This is a genomic window from Streptomyces sp. NPDC107562 (assembly GCF_055657325.1).
The window spans coordinates 107,711-121,421 of sequence record NZ_JBVKBE010000020.1; the positions used below are offsets into that span (position 1 = coordinate 107,711).

13 protein-coding genes are annotated in these 13,711 nt (G+C 70.9%); 4 read left to right on the forward strand and 9 right to left on the reverse strand.

Translation table 11 applies throughout. The annotated features are described in order from the left end of the window. Positions 1-121: 121 nt before the first annotated feature. Both ACZ7LV_RS35990 and ACZ7LV_RS35995 read right to left on the reverse strand, forming a co-directional pair. The gene (locus tag ACZ7LV_RS35990; RefSeq protein ID WP_471945567.1) at positions 122-1,498 is read right to left on the reverse strand and encodes an NAD(P)/FAD-dependent oxidoreductase; all 1,377 of its coding nucleotides are present in this window, start codon (positions 1,496-1,498) and stop codon (positions 122-124) included. Positions 1,499-1,658: 160 nt separating this feature from the next. Further along, positions 1,659-2,045, reverse strand: coding sequence for an STAS domain-containing protein (locus tag ACZ7LV_RS35995; protein ID WP_471945568.1), 387 nt, complete (start codon positions 2,043-2,045; stop codon positions 1,659-1,661). A gap of 225 nt (positions 2,046-2,270) precedes the next feature. Here ACZ7LV_RS35995 and ACZ7LV_RS36000 point away from each other — a divergent pair, with 225 nt between their 5' ends. Next, the gene (locus tag ACZ7LV_RS36000) at positions 2,271-2,642 is read left to right on the forward strand and encodes a PRC-barrel domain containing protein (RefSeq protein WP_401670835.1); all 372 of its coding nucleotides are present in this window, start codon (positions 2,271-2,273) and stop codon (positions 2,640-2,642) included. A gap of 46 nt (positions 2,643-2,688) precedes the next feature. Then, on the forward strand, positions 2,689-3,147 hold the full coding sequence (locus ACZ7LV_RS36005) for an ATP-binding protein (RefSeq protein ID WP_471945569.1): 459 nt from the start codon (positions 2,689-2,691) through the stop codon (positions 3,145-3,147). A 34-nt stretch (positions 3,148-3,181) separates the two neighbouring features. Here the strand turns inward: ACZ7LV_RS36005 and ACZ7LV_RS36010 are convergent, their stop codons facing one another. After that, positions 3,182-3,616 (reverse strand): ATP-binding protein, encoded by a 435-nt coding sequence (locus ACZ7LV_RS36010; protein WP_471945570.1) that lies wholly within the window; start codon positions 3,614-3,616, stop codon positions 3,182-3,184. Positions 3,617-3,970: 354 nt separating this feature from the next. Between ACZ7LV_RS36010 and ACZ7LV_RS36015 the strand changes: the two genes are divergently transcribed. Then, entirely contained in the window at positions 3,971-4,258 is a 288-nt protein-coding gene (locus tag ACZ7LV_RS36015) for a DUF4190 domain-containing protein (protein ID WP_401670827.1), read from the forward strand. Positions 4,259-4,266: 8 nt separating this feature from the next. Here ACZ7LV_RS36015 and ACZ7LV_RS36020 read toward each other — a convergent pair whose 3' ends face one another. Further along, positions 4,267-6,168: an AMP-dependent synthetase/ligase gene (locus ACZ7LV_RS36020; RefSeq protein ID WP_471945571.1), complete on the reverse strand. Its 1,902-nt coding sequence runs from the start codon at positions 6,166-6,168 to the stop codon at positions 4,267-4,269. Between the two features lie 154 nt (positions 6,169-6,322). On the opposite strand from ACZ7LV_RS36020, the gene ACZ7LV_RS36025 reads away from it, so the two are divergent. Continuing rightward, positions 6,323-6,556 carry a DUF6480 family protein gene (locus tag ACZ7LV_RS36025; RefSeq protein WP_401670823.1) on the forward strand — a complete coding sequence of 78 codons (234 nt, stop codon included), beginning with the start codon at positions 6,323-6,325 and terminating at the stop codon, positions 6,554-6,556. 37 nt (positions 6,557-6,593) lie between these two features. On the opposite strand, the gene ACZ7LV_RS36030 is transcribed toward ACZ7LV_RS36025, so the two are convergent. The 5 genes from ACZ7LV_RS36030 to ACZ7LV_RS36050 form a co-directional block, all read right to left on the reverse strand. Then, on the reverse strand, positions 6,594-7,700 hold the full coding sequence (locus tag ACZ7LV_RS36030) for a glutamate--cysteine ligase 2 (RefSeq protein WP_471945572.1): 1,107 nt from the start codon (positions 7,698-7,700) through the stop codon (positions 6,594-6,596). Positions 7,701-7,803: 103 nt separating this feature from the next. After that, positions 7,804-10,041 carry a 1,4-alpha-glucan branching enzyme gene (glgB, locus tag ACZ7LV_RS36035; RefSeq protein ID WP_471945573.1) on the reverse strand — a complete coding sequence of 746 codons (2,238 nt, stop codon included), beginning with the start codon at positions 10,039-10,041 and terminating at the stop codon, positions 7,804-7,806. Positions 10,042-10,046: 5 nt separating this feature from the next. Then, on the reverse strand, positions 10,047-11,429 hold the full coding sequence (locus ACZ7LV_RS36040) for a maltokinase N-terminal cap-like domain-containing protein (RefSeq protein WP_471945574.1): 1,383 nt from the start codon (positions 11,427-11,429) through the stop codon (positions 10,047-10,049). 28 nt (positions 11,430-11,457) lie between these two features. Beyond that, a complete protein-coding gene (gene treS, locus ACZ7LV_RS36045; protein WP_471945575.1) occupies positions 11,458-13,176 on the reverse strand; it encodes a maltose alpha-D-glucosyltransferase in 1,719 nt (572 codons plus the stop codon). After that, positions 13,173-13,711: alpha-glucosidase C-terminal domain-containing protein (locus ACZ7LV_RS36050; RefSeq protein WP_471945576.1), on the reverse strand; the 539-nt coding region annotated here is incomplete at its 5' end. The genes treS and ACZ7LV_RS36050, both read right to left, overlap by 4 nt.

Genomic DNA, 13,711 nt, shown 5'->3' on the forward strand with positions numbered 1-13,711 from the left:
ACAGCAGAAGAACCCCAGGACACGGGGGAAGGAAACACAACCCCCCCCGTTCCCCCCCCCCCCTCTCATCCCCCACCCCCTCCCCCCCCGCCTCCCCCCCCCCGGGCCCGAGTGCGTGACGTCAACCCTGCGCCGGCTTCGCCTCCTCCACCTGCGCCCGGATCTGCTCCGGCGTCAGGTAGGAGTTGGTGTACTCGAAGTCCTTGAGCTTCGCCGGGCGGCGGGCCTGGAAGCCGGTACGGACGAAGTCGTCGCCGGCGACCGCGTTGAGCAGCCAGTTGGTCATGACGCGGGTCTTGGCGACGTTGGTGCGCAGCGCCGACCAGTGGTAGCCGCGGGCGACGGCCTGGGCCGGCAGTCCGCGCAGCTCGACGCCGAGGGGCTTGGAGACCGCGTCGCGGCCGCCGAGGTCGACGACCAGACCGAGGTCCTTGTGGACGTACGGCTGCATCGGCTGGTTGCGCAGCGTCGCGATGACGTTCTCGGCGACCTTCCTGCCCTGCCGCATCGCGTGCTGCGCCGTGGGCGGGCAGACCGCCCCCTTCTCGTGCTTGGCCTCGTCCGGGACCGCCGCGGCGTCGCCGAGCGCGAACACCCCGTCGTGTCCCGGCAGATTCATCGAGGTGGTGACCGCGAGCCGCCCGCGCACCGTCTCCGCGCCCAGCGTCGCGATGAGGGGGCTGGCGACGACGCCCGCGGTCCAGATCAGCGTGCGCGTCGGCACCACCCGGCCGTCCGTGAAGGTGACCTCGTGCGGGCCCGCCTTCTCGATGGACACCCCGAGCGAGACCTCGACGCCGCGCCGGCGCAGCACCTCCTGCGCGCTGCGGCCCAGCTTCTCGCCCAGCTCCGGCATCAGCCGGGGGGCGATGTCGATCAGGTGCCACCTGATCAGCCGTGGGTCCAGCCGGGGGTAGCGCTTGACCGCGTTGGAGGTCAGAAGCTGCAGACAGGCCGCCGTCTCGGTGCCGGCGTAACCGCCACCCACCACGACGAACTGGAGCCGCGAGGCCCGCTCGGCCGGATCACTGCTCGCGTCGGCGAGGTCCAGCTGCGAGATCACGTGGTCGCGGATGTAGGCGGCCTCCGCGAGCGTCTTCATCCCGAAGGCGTTGTCGACGAGCCCCGGGATGTGGAACGTGCGCGTGACGCTGCCGGGGGCCAGCACGATGTAGTCGTACGGCTCGTTGACGATCTCGTCCGTGATCGTGCGGATGACGCAGACCTTGGCCTTCAGGTCCACGCCGATCGCCCCGCCCGGGAGGATCCGCGTGCGGTACTTGCTGCTGCGGCGCAGCGACAGCGCGATGGACTGGGGCGTGAGCACGCCGGACGCCACCTGCGGGAGCAGGGGCAGATAGAGCTGGTAGGCGAACGGCGTCACCAGCGTGATGGCGGCCTCGTCGGGGGAGAGGCGGCGTTCCAGGCGCCGTACGCACTCCACTCCGGCGAAGCCCGCGCCCACCACCAGGATCCTGGGTCGTGTCACGATGTCCATCCCTTCCGCGCTTCCGGGCGGTCTGCCCCGACGCCATGCGCGTGCCCCTGGATCGTGGCTTCGCACCTCCCCTTGATCCCACCGCGCCACGGGCGGCTGCGCCAGTCGGGCGGGGCAGGAAGACGAAGGGGTGGGACGACCGGCGTGCCGGCCCCGGGACTCAGTCCTGCGCCTCCGCCCGCTCCTGCCCGTCGATCAGGGCCAGCGCGTCCTCGAAGCTCCCGGACACCGGCACCGTGATGCTGACCCCGGTGAGGTCCAGGACCCGCTGCACGGGCGGCGTGGGCGAGAGGATGTGCACACTGCCACCGCTACGGCGGGTCTCCTGGTAGATGCGCAGGATGATGTTCATCCCCGACGAGTCCATGAACGGCACCTCGGACACGTCCAGCACGAAGTGGCGCCGGCCGTGATGCAGCTGGTTCGCCAGGTGATGCTGGAACTCGGTCGCGGTGTCGACGTCCAGATAGCCCTCCACCCGTACCAGGGCGACATCCTCCCGCGGCAGTGTGACCTCGACGGACAGCGGGTTCTGGGCAATTGTCACGAGTACCTCCCACAAGGCCGACTGCCAGGGCTGGTCACCCAGCTCGGCGCACTCGGTGCACGCCCCTGAGTCGTTCCACTACGTCGATCATCATGTCGGTCGACGCCAGGCGCGCGTACCCCCGTATCGGCCTCCTATGCAGTCTCCGGCCCGGCCGAATGCCGACAGGCACCGGGGGTAGTGGGACCCATGGAGCACAGGCGCGAAGGAGGAGGAGTCATCGGCGTGACCATCGACAGAATCTGGTCGTACGCATCGGGCACCGGCCAAGTCGCGGAGCGGGACCTCACGGGGTTCACCGTCGACGCCACGGACGGCACGCTCGGACACGTGGACCGGCTGGCGGACCCGCACGGCATGCGGCATCTGGTGGTCGACACGGGCGTCTGGGTGTTCGGCAGGAGTGTCCTGGTTCCGGTGGGCCTGGTGACGGGCATCGACACCGAGCACCGTCTGGTCTCGCTGTCCTGCACCCGGGCGGAGGTCAAGGAGGCCCCGCGCTTCCGCACCGACAGTGAGACCCTCGACCCGGACTACCTGACGACGGTGGGTGACTACTACAGCAACCTGCCGCCGCGCGAGCCGACCACCACCTGACCGACAGCCCCCGGCAGCGGGGCGGAGCCCAGGAAGACCACACCGCATGGACAAGACCGATGTCGCAGCCCCTGTCCACGTCGGCAGGCCTGCGCCCGGCGGCGCACATCCCTCGGCCCCCGTGCGCAGCGCGGCCGAGGCCCGGGCCCATGCCCTGTCGGTGGTCCTCGACGCGTGGAACTCCGTCTCCCGCACGGCACACGAGCGCGATCTGATCGACCTGCAACTGGTCGTCTCGGAGCTGGTCAGCAACGCCATCCGGCACGGTGGCGGGCTGGCCGGCTTCGAGGCGGTGCCCACCGCGGACGGCGTACGTCTCGCGGTCCACGACCACAGCGCGGTCGTCCCCGCCGCGGCCTTCGGCTCCGGGGACCTGCCGAGCGGCCACCACGGCAACGGCTACGGCTGGCCCCTGATCATCCGCCTGGCCCGCGAGATCGCCGTCGGGCCCCGCCCCGGGGGCGGCAAGACCATCAGCGTCCTGGTGCACCTGCGGCCGGCGTAGCCCCTCGGCCCGGGGCCCGGCCCACCGCAGCGCCTCACCAGGGCAGGAACACGTGGATGTCCTTGCCCTCGGCTTCGCTGACCACGCTGACCTGGTCGCACAACGTCTGGATCAGATGCCAGCCGATGCCGCCACCGCCGGTGTTCGGATGGAACGGGCGGGGGGCCGGAGGTGTGGTGCTGGTGTCGTGCACGGTGATGTGCACCCCGTCGTAGGTTCGCCTGATCTGCAGATGGAAGGGTCCGGGAGCGTACTGCACCGCATTCGCGGCTAGCTCCGTGACCACCAGCAGGATGTCGTGCCAGGACTCCGGGGTGGCGGGCGGTGCGGTGCGGGCCAGGTCACGGAGAAAACTCTCCGCGGCCAGGCGCGCCCCGGTCACGTCCTGCGGCTCACCCGGGAAGCCGGCCGTCCGGCTCGGAATTCCTTGGCCTGCCAGTGTTCCGTCCCAACGCGGCTCGGTTGCCATGTCGCCTTTCCAGCCTTTCGGTCGCAAGGCTGCGCTCGTGTCTCTCGCATCGCACTGTGCGGGTTCCCGTACCCATGGGGCCTACGCGTCTCACCCGAGGGGAGCACCCGATTCGCCGGGCGCGGGCCCTTGCCGGCGCGAACGCCTGGCCGCCTCCCGGAGCAGGAAGCCCTCGGGCGGGGGCAAAGAAATTGTTCGCGTCCCAAAAAGGTTCCGCGAAGACGCCCTTTCCCGTGATCGGCCGCGGCCCGAGTGAATTGCCCAACTCAGGTGATTGTGACGTGAATTGACGGGCACCCGGGAGTCACCGAAAGGGCGTGACACCACACCGATCCCCACCTCGGAGGGAAAGTGATGACCGGTTACGGCAGTAATCCCGCCGCGTCGCCCGGCTCGCGCACCAACGGCCTGGCCATCGCGAGCCTCACCTGCGGAATCATCGGCATATTCCTCTTCAACGTCATTCTCGGGCCGATAGCGATCGTGCTCGGTGCCGTCGGAATGCGCCAGGCCCCCGCCAAGGGCGGCGCCGGAATGGCCAAGGCCGGAATCGTCCTCGGCATCCTGGACCTGGTGATCTTCGGCGTGCTGCTGGCCCTGGCCGCCTCCGACGGAGGATTCTCCTGGTACGTCGGCAGCTGACGGCCGGCTCACCGGAACACGCTGTCCGAGTCGTCCCAGCCGACCTGCTCCTCCGGAGCGGCGAGCCGCGGCGGGCGCGAACGTGCCTGGTACATGGCGTCGATCTCCCCGGCGTAGTGCCGCACGATCGCGTCCCGCCGCAGTTTCATGGACGGCGTCAGCAACCCGCTCGCCACGTCGAACGGCTGCGGCAGCACCCGGAACACCCTGATCGACTCCGGACGCGAGACCGCGCTGTTGGCCGCGGCGATCGCCCGCCCGACCTCCTCGCGCAGTGCGTTCTCCTCACGCGCCTCCCGGACGGTGGCGTCCCCTTGCAACGCCAGCGACGCCCGCCAGTGCAGCAGGAAGTCGGGGTCCAGGGTGATCAGCGCGCCCACGCAGGGCCGGTCGTCGCCCACGACGACCGCCTGGTGGATCAGTGGATGCATCCGCAGCCGCTGCTCCAGCGCTGCCGGCGCGACACTCTTGCCGCTGCTGGTGACGATCACGTCCTTCTTGCGGCCGGTGATCGTCAGATAGCCCTCGGCGTCCAGCCGCCCGAGGTCCCCGGTGGCCAGCCAGCCGGCCCACAGCGTGGCCCTCGTCGCCCCCTCGGCGTTGAGGTACCCCTGGAACACCGAGGGCCCGCGCACCAGGATCTCGCCGTCCTCGGCCAGCTGGATCTCCGTACCCGGCAGAGCCTGCCCCACCGTCCCCGACTTCTCCCGGCCCAGCGGCTGCATGGTCACGCCGCCGCTGGTCTCGGTCAGGCCGTAGCCGTCGTGGACGTAGATGCCGATGCCCTCGTAGAACAGCGACAGTTCGCGGTGGAGCGACGAGCCGCCCGAGGTCCCCCGGCGGACCCGGCCGCCCAGCGTCGCACGCAACCTGCGGTACACCGTCCGCTCGTACAGCGCGTGCTGCATCCGCAGTTCCAGCCCGGGCCCCGAACCCCGGCCGAGCCGCTGCCGCTCGGTGGCGGCGGCGAAGGCCCGCGCCGTCTCCGCGGCCCGCTCGAACAGGGCACCGCGACCCGCCGCCCGGGACGCCAGCAGGAAGTTCTTGTAGATCTTCTCGAAGACCGACGGCACGGCGTAGAAGTACGTCGGGCGGAAGGACTGCAGCGCCGCCGCCAGCGACTCGGCGCCGGGGTCCGGCTCGTGCGCCATCAGCAGCCCGCCGCGGATGCACAGGCCCTGGATCATCAGGCCGTACACATGGGAGAAGGGCAGGAAGGCGAGGACCCGGGCCTGTTCACCGGGCTGTGCCGCCGTGTGGCCCCATCCCGCCAGCAGGACGTCGCACGGGCTCGCGATGCCCCGGTGGCTCAGCGCGCAGCCCAGGGGGCGGCCCGAGGTGCCCGAGGTGTAGGCGATCACGGCGGTCGAGTCCGGCAGCACGATGCGGCGCAGCGAGTCGATCGTGAGCGCCGGCAGGACCTCGCCGCGCGCCGCCAGGTCCGTCAGCGCGCCGGCGTCCAGCTGCCAGACGTGACGCAGCGCGGGCAGCCGCGCGCACACCGGGCCGATGGTCATCACGCCCTGCTCGTCCTCGACGACCACGGCCACGCAGTTCGCGTCCCGCAGGATCCACTCGACCTGCTCGCGCGAGGAGGTCGGATAGATCGGTACGACCTCGGCGCCCACCGCCCACAGGGCGTGGCTGAGGACGGTCCACTCGTACCGGGTGCGGGCCATGATCGCCACGCGGTGGCCGGGGGAGATCCCGGACGCGACCAGCCCCTTGGCCAGGTCGACCACCTCGTCGCGCAACTCGATCGCCGTGACCTCCTCCCACGCGGCCGCGGGGCCGCCGCGGCGCGCGATCAACGGCAGGGTCGGATTGGCCGCCGCCGTCTCGAAGAGGCTGTCGGCCAGTCCGCCGGTGAGGGACGAGACGGCGGGGGGAGCGAGGGCGAAGTCGCGCATGCGCTGCTCCTGACGTGTACGGGCTGTGACCCCGCCGACGAGAACCGTTATCGACGGTGGTCGAATCTAGCCCAGGTCAGACCGTTTCGTGCCAGGAACCGGGAACTGGACTTCCGTCCTGATGATCTCGGCCGGTTCGGGGGACTCGGGCGGCATGAGTCACACCAATCCCGACCCCGAACCCGAGCGCTCGACAGGGCTGGAACCGGGCGGCGGTGTGCCGCCGGGGGAGACCCCGCCCGCGGAGAGCAGCATGCCGGGAGCCCTGCCCCGCGACACCCACAACCCGACCAAGGGCTGGGCCAAGGCGCCACTGACGATGATCCTCGTCCTGGTGGTGCTGGTGGCCGCCTTCTTCCTGGTCTACAGCCTGGTGCTGATCCTCTGAGAGCACCCGGTCCCGTGACGCCACCGGAGGGCGGGCGTCACTTCAGGCGCGCGGCGTCACCCTGGGTGTGCCGCGCGCACTCCAGTACGACGTCCCGGAAGCTGCCGGTACGCCGCAGCGCTTCGCGTTGCACCCGCGCCCCGTTGCCCCGTCGCAGCAGCTCCGCGCAGGACTCCTTCACCCGGTCCAGATCCCCGTTGTCGGCGAGCGCGTCGCCCACGTGCTCCAGCAGGGCACGGACGACCGTCTCGGCGGGCGCGGGCCGCATCCCCGCCGGGTGCAGCAGCTCACCGGTGAGACCGGAGCGGGCGGCCCGCCAGGCCGCGAGGCGCAGCACGCTCACACTGTGCTCGTCGGGGGCCCGGCCCTCCTGCCACGCACGCGCGGCCGTCTCGACCAGACCACGGGCCAGGGCGGCGACCAGGACGGCGGTGTCCGCGTGCAAACAGACGTCCGCGACCCGGAGTTCGACTGTGGGGTAGTTCCGGGAGAGCCGGGCGTCGAAGTAGAGCATGCCCTCGTCCAGGAGGGTCTCGGTGGCCATCATGTCCGCCACCCGCCGGCGATAGCCCTCCGCCGAGCCGAACAGCTCGGTGGGCCCGGCCGACGGCCAGCGCTGCCACACCCTGCTGCGGTAGCTGCTGTAACTGGTGTCCTTGCCCTGCCAGAACGGTGAGTTGGCGCTCAGCGCCGCCAGCACCGAGAGCCACGGCCGCACCCGGTCGACGACCGCGACACCCTCCTCGTCGGAGTCCACGGCCACATGGACATGGCAGCCGAGGACCAACTGCTCCTGGGTGGCGATCCCGTACTGCTCCGCCATCCACTGGTAGCGGTGGTGCGCGCCGACCGCGGGCTTGACCGGCAGCGGTGACGTGGCGAGCGCCGCCACCGAGCAACCGATGTCCCCGGCGTGGCGCGCCGCCTCCCGCCTGCACCGCACGATCTCCGCACTCAGCTCCGCCATGCGCGACTGCGGATGGGTGTTGAACTCCAGCATCTGCTCATGGAGTTCCTTCTCGAAGACGAAGCCCTCGGCATGGTCGTGAGCGGCGCGCGCCAGCACGGCGGCCGACCGCGCGCGCGGTTCCCCGCTCTCCGGGTCCACCAGGAGGAGTTCCTCCTCCACTCCGACGGTGCGCACGTCATACGGCCTTTCGACGACCTTCCGGGACGGCGGGGACCCGCCGTACGTCTCCGAATGCCCCCGGAAGGCCCCTCGGACACCTGTGCCGTGCGGTCCGCCGTCAGGCCGGGCGCAGCCAGACCGTGGCCAGTGGCGGCAGGGTCAGCCGGATGCTCGCGGGGCGGCCGTGGGACTCCTGCGCCTCGGCCTTGACCGGGTCGGGGTGGGTCATGTCGCTGCCGCCGTAGCGCGCCGCGTCGGTGTTGAGGACCTCCCGCCAGGCCGGGACGTCGCCGGGGACGCCGAGCCGGTAGTCGTGCCGGACCGCGGGGGAGAAGTGGGAGATCGCCAGCAGCGGGACGCCCTGCTCGTCGTAGCGCAGGAAGGCGAGGACGTTGTCGTCGGCCGCGTCGCACTCCACCCACTGGAAGCCGCCGGGGTCGGTGTCGCGCTGCCACAGGGCCGGGGTGTCCAGGTAGCCGGCGTTGAGATCGCGCACCAGGTCCTGCACGCCGCGGTGGTCGCCCGCGGCGCAGTGGCCGGGGTCGAGCAGCCACCACTCGGGGCCGTGCTCCACGGACCACTCGCCGCCCTGCGCGAACTCCTGGCCCATGAACAGCAGCTGCTTGCCCGGGTGGGCCCACATGAAGCCGAGGTAGGCGCGGTGGTTGGCGCGCCGCTGCCACCAGTCGCCGGGCATCTTGCTGACCAGGGCCTGCTTGCCGTGGACGACCTCGTCGTGCGAGATGGGCAGGACGTAGTTCTCGCTGTACGCGTAGATCATCGAGAAGGTCATCTCGTGGTGGTGGTACTTGCGGTGGACCGGCTCCTTGCTCATGTACTCGAGCGAGTCGTGCATCCAGCCCATGTTCCACTTCAGCCCGAACCCCAGCCCGCCGCTGTCGGTCGGCCGGGTCACGCCGCCCCACGCGGTGGACTCCTCGGCGATCGTCACCACTCCGGGGTTGCGCCGGTAGACGGTGGCGTTCATCTCCTGGAGGAAGGCCACCGCGTCCAGGTCCTCCCGGCCACCGTGGACGTTCGGCGTCCACTGCCCGGAGTCCCGCGAGTAGTCGAGGTAGAGCATGGAGGCGACGGCGTCCACCCGCAGCCCGTCGATGTGGAACTCCTCGCACCAGTAGGTCGCGTTGGCGACGAGGAAGTTGCGCACCTCGGTCCGCCCGAAGTCGAACTCGTACGTCCCCCAGTCCGGGTGCTCGGCCCGCTGCGCGTTGCCGGGCTCGTACAGCGCGTCCCCGTCGAACCGGGCCAGCGCCCAGTCGTCCTTGGGGAAGTGGGCGGGCACCCAGTCCATGATCACGCCGAGGCCGGCCCGGTGGCAGGCGTCCACGAAGTACCGGAAGTCGTCCGGGGTGCCGAGGCGCGAGGTCGGCGCGTAGAAGCCGGTGACCTGGTAGCCCCAGGAGCCGCCGAACGGGTGCTCGGCGACCGGCATCAGCTCGACGTGCGTGAAGCCGAGGTCCTTGACATACCGCGGCAGCTCCTCGGCGAGCTGACGGTAGTCGAGCCCGGGCCGCCAGGAGGCGAGGTGCACCTCGTACACCGACAGCGGCGCCCGGTGCACCGGAGTGTCGCCCCGGTGCGCCATCCAGTCCTGGTCGTGCCACTCGTAGTGCGACGCGGTCACGATCGAGGCCGTGTCCGGAGGCACCTCCGTGCGGCGCGCCATCGGGTCGGCCTTCAGGAACCGGTGCCCGTACTGGGAGGTGATCTCGAACTTGTACCGGGTGCCCTCGCCCACGCCCGGCAGGAACAGCTCCCACACCCCGCTGGCGCCCAGCGAGCGCATCGGGAACGCGGTGCCGTCCCAGTGGCAGAAGTCCGCCGCGAGCCGCACCCCGCGCGCGTTCGGCGCCCACACCGTGAAACGGGTCCCGGACACGCCCTGATGGGTCATCGGCTCGGCGCCCAGCGCCTGCCACAGCTGCTCGTGCCGGCCCTCCCCGATCAGGTGCAGGTCGAGCTCGCCGAGCGCGGGCAGGAACCGGTACGGGTCGTGGACCTCGTGCTCCCCCTCCTCGTACGCCACCAGCAGGGTGTACTCCGGAACGGTCCGCCACGGCAGCACGGCCGAGAACAGGCCCTCGCCCTCCGAGGTCAGCGCGACGCGCTCCCCGCCGGCCAGCACGCTCACCGCGCGGGCGAACGGCCGCAGCGCCCGCACCGCGACACCGCCCGGTACGGGATGCGCGCCGAGCAGGGCATGCGGGTCGTGATGAGCGCCCGCCAGCAGGCGCCCGCGGTCGGCCGGATCCAGCTCGGGAGCGCACTCACCAGGTGTCCGCACCGACGGGAGCGGGCCGGAGGCCTTCGGGGATGTGATGTCGCGCAGCGCCACGGCGTTCAGTCTCCTCTCACGGCGAGTCGTTCGATCGCCGCCATGGGTACGGGGAGCCAGTCCGGACGGTGCCTGGCCTCGTACAGCACCTCATACACCGCCCGATCCGTCTCGTAGGCACGCAGCAGTCCGTGCTTCTTACGGGGATCCCAGCCGGCCCGGGCCGCATATCCGGCACAGTAGGCCTCCCGGCAGCGGCGCGCCCACTGAGGACGCCAGGGCCGGCGCTGCCGGGCCGCGTAGTCGAAGGAGCGCAGCATCCCGGCGATGTCCCGCACGGGGGACTGGGCACCGCGCCGTTCCGCCAGCGGACGGGACGGTTCGCCCTCGAAGTCGATCACGAACCACTCGCGCCCCGCCCGCAGCACCTGCCCCAGATGCAGATCGCCGTGGATGCGCTGAGCGGGTGGTCCGGCGTCGCACGTCAGCAACGCGCTGAACGCCGACCTCAGCCCGGGCACGAAGGACCGGAGCGCCGGGACGCTGTGCGCGGCGGCGTCGAGGCGCTCGGTCATCGCCGCCGCCATGCGCCCGTTCTCGGACCGCCCGCCGGCGGTGAACGCGGCGGCCAGCGCCAGATGCACCTCGGCCGTGGCCTGCCCCAGTTCGTGCGCCTCGGCGGTGAAGTCGCTGCCGGTGGCGAGCGCGTGCAGGGCGAGCGTCCAGCCGTCGGAGGCGTTGCGCAGGAAGGGCTGGAGCACCCCGAGCGTGGCCTCCTGCGGCTCGGCCGTGCAGAACCAGGCCACCGGCGCGGGCACCCGCTCGCAGCCCTGCCCGGCCAGCGCGCCCGGCACCTCCAGGTCCGGGTTGACGCCGGGCTGGATGCGCCGGAAGACCTTCAGGATGAACTCGTCGCCGTACACCAGCGAGGAGTTGGACTGCTCGGCGTCCAGCACGCGCGGCACCAGGCCGGCCGGGATCGGCTTGGCCGGATCGGCCTCGAAACGCAAGGGGCCGGCGGTGCCCGGGTGACGCAGGCGCTCCAGCAGCAGTTGCGCCGAACGGAGGTCCTGGAGGGCGTCGTAGACCGTCATCCCGGCCAGCGGCCCTTCCTGCGCCTGACCGATCAGGGCCCGGCCAAGACGTGGCGAGGGGGTCTGCCGGACGCCGAGGAACAGCTGGTAGCAGTCCCCGGGCGGGGTCGTGCCGCCGGGCGAGGGCACCCCGGCGAGACTGCTGTGACCACCCGCGTGGCCGGTGTGCACCAGCAGGTGCAGACAGCCCGGGAACAGTTCCGTCATCGACACCAGGCGAAGGTCCGTGACGGGCCGGTCCTTGCCGGCGAACCAGCGCTGCCGGGGCAGCCACTCGCGCAGCAGCCCGTCGAGCGAGGTCATGGACGCGGCGAGCCCACTGTCGCTGGGCAGGAGGGACGCGGTCTTCGTCATGGTGACGCCTCCTTTCGTCGGCGCACGCTCACAGTCGTCGGCCGATACGCGATGCGACTCGGACGAGCCGGAACCAGTAGAAGCCGTGACCGCCCAGGGTCAGCAGGTACGGCAGTTCACCGATGGCGGGGAAGCGCACCCCGCCGAACAGCTCGACGGGATACCGGCCGGCGAACTCGCGCAGGTCCAGCTCGGTCGGCTGGGCGAACCGGGCGAAGTTGCTGACGCACAGCACCAGGTCGTCCTCGTACTCGCGCAGGAAGGCGAGCACCGCGGGGTTCGACGACGGCAGTTCGGTGTAGGAGCCGAGCCCGAAGGCGTGGTTCTGCTTGCGGATCTCGATCATGCGGCGGGTCCAGTGCAGCAGCGACGAGGGCGACGCCATGGACGCCTCGACGTTGGTGACCTGGTAGCCGTACACCGGGTCCATGATCGTGGGGAGGCTGAGCCGGCCGGGGTCGCAGGTGGAGAAGCCGGCGTTGCGGTCCGGCGTCCACTGCATCGGCGTGCGCACCGCGTCCCGGTCGCCGAGCCAGATGTTGTCGCCCATGCCGATCTCGTCGCCGTAGTAGAGGATCGGGCTGCCGGGAAGCGAGAGCAGCAGGGCGGTGAACAGCTCAATCGTATGGCGGTCGTTGTCGAGCAGCGGGGCGAGCCGGCGGCGGATGCCGATGTTGGCGCGCATCCGCGGGTCCTTGGCGTACTCCGCGTACATGTAGTCGCGCTCTTCGTCGGTGACCATCTCGAGGGTGAGCTCGTCGTGGTTGCGCAGGAAGATGCCCCACTGGCAGCCGGTCGGAATGGCGGGGGTCTTGGCGAGGATCTCGGAGACGGGATACCTCGATTCCCGCCGGACGGCCATGAAGATGCGCGGCATGACCGGGAAGTGGAAGGCCATGTGGCACTCGTCGCCGCCGGCGGCGTAGTCGCCGAAGTAGTCGACCACGTCCTCCGGCCACTGGTTGGCCTCGGCCAGCAGCACCGTGTCCGGGTACAGCGCGTCGATCTCGCGGCGGACCCGCTGGAGGAAGTGGTGCGTCGCCGGAAGGTTCTCGCAGTTGGTGCCCTCCTGCGCGTAGAGGTAGGGCACGGCGTCCAGCCGGTATCCGTCGATGCCGAGGTCGAGCCAGAAGCGCAGGGCGGCCAGGATCTCCTCCTGGACGGCCGGGTTCTCGTAGTTGAGGTCCGGCTGGTGGGAGAAGAAGCGGTGGAAGAAGTACTGCTTGCGGACCGGGTCGAAGGTCCAGTTGGAGACCTCGGTGTCGACGAAGATGATGCGGGCGTCCTGGTACTGCTTGTCGTCGTCGGCCCACATGTAGTAGTCGCCGTAGGGGCCGTCGGGGTCCTTGCGGGACTCCTGGAACCACGGGTGCTGGTCGCTGGTGTGGTTCATGACGAAGTCGATGATGACGCGCATGCCGCGCTGGTGGGCGGCGTCGACGAACTCCACGAAGTCGGCGAGGTCGCCGAACTCGGGGAGCACCGCGGTGTAGTCGGAGACGTCGTAGCCGCCGTCACGCAGCGGCGACTGGAAGAAGGGCGGCAGCCAGAGGCAGTCGACGCCGAGCCACTGCAGGTAGTCGAGCTTGGCGGTCAGGCCCTTGAGGTCGCCGACGCCGTCGCCGTTGCTGTCCTGGAAGGAGCGGACGAGGACTTCGTAGAAGACGGCGCGCTTGAACCACTCGGGGTCCCGGTCCTTGGCGGGTGTGTCCTCGAAGGTGTCCGGCACGGGCTCGTTGACGGTCATGACGCTGCTGACCCTCCGTTCTGCGGCGAGACGGGCGGCCTGTGGACATGGAGCACATGGGCGGGAGCCCGGCCGGGCTCCAGGCGCACATAGTTGGTGCTGCCCCACTGATAGGTCTCACCCGTCAGTTCGTCGTGCACGGACACGGAGGCGTGCCGGTCCAGGCCGAGTTGCGGCATGTCCAACGAGACCGTGGCCTCCTGGGTGTGGTGCGGGTCGAGGTTCACGACCACGAGGACGACGTCGGAGCCCGCGCGCTTGCTGTACGCGAGGACCGCGTCGTTGTCCGTGTGGTGGAAGCGGAGGTTGCGGATCCCGTGCAGTGCGCGGTGCTCGCGCCGGATCGCGTTGAGCCGGGTGATGAGCGGGGCGATGCTGTGCGGGGCGTCCCAGTCACGGGGTGTGAGCTGGTACTTCTCGGAGTGGAGGTACTCCTCGCCGCCCTCGCGCAGGGGGACGTTCTCGCAGAGTTCGTAGCCCGAGTAGACGCCCCAGGTGGGGGAGAGGGTGGCGGCCAGGACGGCACGGGCCTCGA